6 protein-coding genes are annotated in these 4,226 nt (G+C 62.6%); 5 read left to right on the top strand and 1 reads right to left on the bottom strand.

Annotated elements, in window-relative coordinates:
- The first annotated feature begins 144 nt into the window (after positions 1–144).
- The 4 genes from RTI30_RS13025 (at position 145) to rpoS (ending at position 3,115) form a co-directional block, all read left to right on the top strand.
- Complete coding sequence (locus RTI30_RS13025) at positions 145–651, top strand: DUF4124 domain-containing protein (protein WP_312263413.1); 507 nt, start codon at positions 145–147, stop codon at positions 649–651.
- Between the two features lie 96 nt (positions 652–747).
- Positions 748–1,506 (top strand): 5'/3'-nucleotidase SurE, encoded by a 759-nt coding sequence (surE, locus tag RTI30_RS13020; RefSeq protein WP_312263414.1) that lies wholly within the window; start codon positions 748–750, stop codon positions 1,504–1,506.
- On the top strand, positions 1,491–2,180 hold the full coding sequence (locus RTI30_RS13015; protein WP_312263415.1) for a protein-L-isoaspartate(D-aspartate) O-methyltransferase: 690 nt from the start codon (positions 1,491–1,493) through the stop codon (positions 2,178–2,180). Before surE ends, RTI30_RS13015 begins: the two co-directional genes overlap by 16 nt.
- Before the next feature lie 2 nt (positions 2,181–2,182).
- Positions 2,183–3,115, top strand: a complete 933-nt coding sequence (rpoS, locus tag RTI30_RS13010; protein ID WP_312263416.1) for an RNA polymerase sigma factor RpoS — start codon at positions 2,183–2,185, stop codon at positions 3,113–3,115.
- Here rpoS and RTI30_RS13005 read toward each other — a convergent pair.
- A complete protein-coding gene (locus tag RTI30_RS13005; RefSeq protein ID WP_312263417.1) occupies positions 3,112–3,492 on the bottom strand; it encodes an Mth938-like domain-containing protein in 381 nt (126 codons plus the stop codon). The two genes, rpoS and RTI30_RS13005, sit on opposite strands and share 4 nt — an antisense overlap.
- A gap of 87 nt (positions 3,493–3,579) precedes the next feature.
- On the opposite strand from RTI30_RS13005, the gene RTI30_RS13000 reads away from it, so the two are divergent.
- On the top strand, positions 3,580–4,226 hold a 647-nt coding region (locus tag RTI30_RS13000; protein WP_312283973.1), incomplete at its 3' end, for an aminotransferase class I/II-fold pyridoxal phosphate-dependent enzyme.

Raw genomic sequence — 4,226 nt, 5'->3', positions numbered from 1 at the left:
GTCACCACCCACCCCGTCGAGTACCAGATGTACTACAGCCTCTGATCGACGGAGTGCGCTGGCAAGACCCCGCTTCGGCGGGGTTTTTTGTGTTGTGGGTTTTTTGTGCTAATTGTTCTACCCGGATAATTCGGAAGCGTAGCCATGCCAGTTCAGCCAATTCGTAGTCTATCGTCCCTGCTATTTGCCGCCGTTCTGACCATGAGCCTGCTGCCTACGGCCAACGCGGCAATCTACCGCTGGGTTTCGCCAGACGGTGTGGTCACCTATGGCGGTAATCCGCCGGCGAATGCCATTGGAGTGCAGACCATCGACGGTATGCCGGCCGCTGCCCCGCCCAGTACCCCATCACCCTCGGTAAAGGCGCCGCTGGCGCACACCGAACCGGCACCAGTGGCGCCCGCCGTATCCGAAAAAAGCCCGGCGCAACCGGCGCTGCAGGCGGAGTTGGCGGCCGCTCGGCTGCAGCTTTTGCAGGCAACACGCGCCTACAACGAAGGGAAGTCGGTGCGCTATGGCAACGAGCGCAACTATGCCCGCTATCAGGAGCGGATCGATCGCCTCAAGGAAGCGGTGCATGTGGCGCAGTTGCGGGTGCTGCTCCTCGAGCATCAGCTGAACGGTGGTGCTGCGGAGACCGACACCCCCTGATTGCTGCTGGACCGTCGATGCCGGGCTGGCGTACCATTGTGAAGCTGATAGCAAATCCAGACTTCAGCCTGCGCCGGCCACCCCAACGGATGTGTTATGCCTCGAATCCTTCTCAGTAATGACGATGGTTATCTGGCTCCCGGCCTTGCCGCTCTGGCTGCGGCACTGCGACCCCTGGGGTCGATCGAGGTGGTGGCGCCCGAGCAGGACCGCAGCGGTGCCAGCAACTCCCTGACCCTCGACCGGCCCCTGCGGGTACGCACCGGGCTCAACGGTTTTCACTATATTGTCGGTGGAACGCCAACCGACTGTGTTCATCTGGCGGCCACCGGCATTCTGCCGGAACCGCCGGAAATGGTGGTTTCGGGCATCAACCGCGGTGCCAACATGGGTGACGATGTGCTCTACTCCGGCACCGTCGCCGCCGCCATGGAGGGGCGGCATCTGGGCATGCCGGCCATGGCGGTTTCTTTGGTCGGCCGCGACCCGGAGCACTACCAAACTGCGGCCCAGGTCGCCTTTGAGCTGCTGCGTGGCCTGCTCGATCACCCTCTGCCCGGGGACACCATTCTCAACGTCAACGTCCCAGACCTACCCTACGCCGAGTTGGCAGGCTTTGAGGTGACCCGCCTTGGGCGTCGGCATAAGAGCGAGATGCTCATGCCGGCTGCCGATCCCCGCGGGGAACCGGTCTATTGGATTGGTCCCTCGGGGCGAGAGGCGGATGCCGGGCCGGGTACCGATTTCGATGCAACCCGCCGCGGCTACGTATCCATAACCCCGCTCGATCTCGATATGACCCGCTACAGCTTCATGGGAGAGCTTTCGGATTGGCTGCAATGCTGCGTCTCGTGAAGCCGGAAGTGGGGATGATTTCTCCACGCACCCGGGAACGCATGGTTGCCAGCCTGCGCGCTGCGGGTATCGACGACGATCGGGTGCTCGCCGCCATGCTTGCCCTGCCGCGTCACCTTTTTGTGGCCGAGGCCTTGGCAAGCCGGGCCTATGAGCCGGTATCACTACCCATCGGCTGGGGGCAAACCATTTCCCAACCGCTGATGGTGGCGCGCATGCTTGCCGCCTTGCTCGCCACTGGCCCGGTGCAGCGGGTGCTGGAAATCGGGACGGGTTCGGGCTACCAGACGGCGCTTTTGGCTAATTTGGGTATGGAAGTTTTCAGTATCGAGCGAGTAGAAGGGCTACACCGGGCGGCGGCGGAACTCTTGCAGCGCTTGGCGATTCCAAGAATACATCTGCGGCTGGGGGATGGCAGCCAGGGCTGGGCGGATGCCGCTCCCTTCGATGCCGTCGTCTTCACTGCCGCTGTGCCTTGTGCCTTGCCGCCCTTGTTTCACCAACTCCGGCCGGGTGGCTGTTTGCTCTCGCCGGAAGCCGATGGGCGTGAGGAACAACGGCTCAAACTATACCGCTGGGATGGACAACAAGCGCAGGAGGAGGATTTGGGCGAATGCCGCTTCGTCCCTCTCCTGCCGGGAACGGTCAGTCAGAAGGATCGCATAGGAGTTTGAGCATGGGCGGTGAAGTCTTGGATCTGGGGTCGGAGCCGGAACTCGAAGAAGAGGTCTCGGAAAGCAACGACACCGCAGATCCAGTCCTCACCGAACTTGGCGGTAGCCTCGATGCCACCCAGTGCTACCTGCAGGAAATCGGCCACAACCCCCTGCTGACGGCGGAAGAGGAAATCACCCTGGGTCGTCTCGTACAGCAGGGTGATAGCGAGGCGCGACGGCGCATGATCGAGTGCAACCTGCGCTTGGTGGTGCGCCTGGCCCGCCGCTACATCAATCGGGGGCTGCCCCTGCTCGATCTCATCGAAGAGGGCAATCTCGGCCTTATCCACGCGGTAGAAAAATTCGATCCGGAAAAAGGCTTTCGCTTTTCCACCTATGCGACCTGGTGGATTCGTCAGAACATCGAGCGGGCGCTGATGAATCAGACCCGTACCATTCGACTGCCCATTCATGTGATGAAGGAAATTTCTTCCATCCTGCGAGCGGCGCGCTGTCTCGAGCAGAAGTTGCAGCGCGATCCGAGCCCCGAGGAGGTGGCCGCAGCTTTGGATTGTTCCGTGGAGCAGGTGCGCCAATGTCTGGACCTCAACGGACATGTCACCAGCCTCGACTCCGGCGGTGGAAGGGAAGATGACCCCGGCTTGGGGGAGCGCGTCTATGACCCCGAGGTGGCGGGCCCGGAGGATCGTTTTGCCGAGAACGACCTCAGTCAGAGCCTGTACCGCTGGATCGGGGCCCTCGAGGAAAAGCAGCGCTTGGTGCTGTACTGGCGTTTTGGCCTGGATGGCAACGACGGGGCGACCCTGGAGGACGTTGGCGGGCGCCTGGGGCTGACCCGGGAGCGGGTGCGGCAGATCCAGGTGGAAAGCCTCTTGCAGTTGCGCCGGCGCATTCTGGCCGAAGGCCTCGATCCCTGCAGCCTGTTCTCCTAGACTTGCTGCGCTAAGGGCAGGAGGGCAGCCGCTACCTCGCGATCCTCGGCCAAGAGAATACCGTAGGTGCGGCAGGCGGCGGCGCTATCCATGATCTCGGCGGCGAGGCCGGCCTGGCGCAGGGCGCCGAGCAGGGCGATGTCGAGTTGTTGCCGGGCGCCGGTGCCAACCAGCAAGACTTCCGGCGGCGTGGCGAGCAAAGCAGCAAAGTCGGCCATACCCAGGCTGCCGCCGGCGGCCGGCCCCCAGGGGTGCAGGAGCAGGGTGCGGCTGAGCAGGACGCCGCCAGTGTAGCGCAGGCCGTCGATGACAAAGCCGGTGGCGTCGTAGGATTGCAGGCTGTGCTGTGCGCCCGGGCTTTGGCGGTGTAGTTTCATCTTCGTCCCCTCAATTGACAGCGTCCATTCCGCTCTCTATTGTTCTTCGATTTTGATAGATGCCTCAAGGGCAGAGTTTCCATAGCCATGAATAGTGATTTCGAGCGGATCCGACGCCTCCCGCCTTATGTCTTCAACATCGTTACCGACCTGAAACTACAGGCGCGGAAGCGGGGCGAGGATATCATCGACTTTGGTATGGGCAATCCCGACCAGCCGACGCCGCAGTTCATCGTCGACAAGCTCTGTGAGACGGCCCAGCGCGGGGATACCCACCGCTACAGCGTCTCCCGCGGCATTCCTCGCCTGCGTAAGGCCATTTCTGGCTGGTACGAGCGCCGCTTTGGGGTCGCCATCGACCCGGAATCCGAGGCCATCGTCACCATTGGCTCCAAGGAGGGCCTCGCGCACCTCGCCCTAGCGACCATGGGGCCGGGCGACACGGTACTGGTGCCGAGCCCAACCTATCCCATCCACCCCTACGGTTTTGTGATTGCCGGGGCGGACGTGCGCCATGTGCCAATGCTGCCGGGCCACGATTTTTTCGAGGAGCTCGAAAAGGCGGTCAAGGCCGCGTGGCCCAAGCCCAAGATGCTGGTCATCAACTTTCCCCATAATCCCACGGCGGAGGTGGTGGAGCTCGATTTCTTCGCGCGTGTCGTCGATTTCGCCAAAGAGCATCGCATCTGGGTCGTGCATGACCTCGCCTATGCGGATATCGCCTTCGATGGCTA

This window comes from Candidatus Igneacidithiobacillus taiwanensis (assembly GCF_031962545.1).
In the GTDB taxonomy this organism is placed as follows: domain Bacteria; phylum Pseudomonadota; class Gammaproteobacteria; order Acidithiobacillales; family Acidithiobacillaceae; genus Igneacidithiobacillus; species Igneacidithiobacillus taiwanensis.
This window is presented reverse-complemented; position numbering and strand designations above follow the sequence as displayed.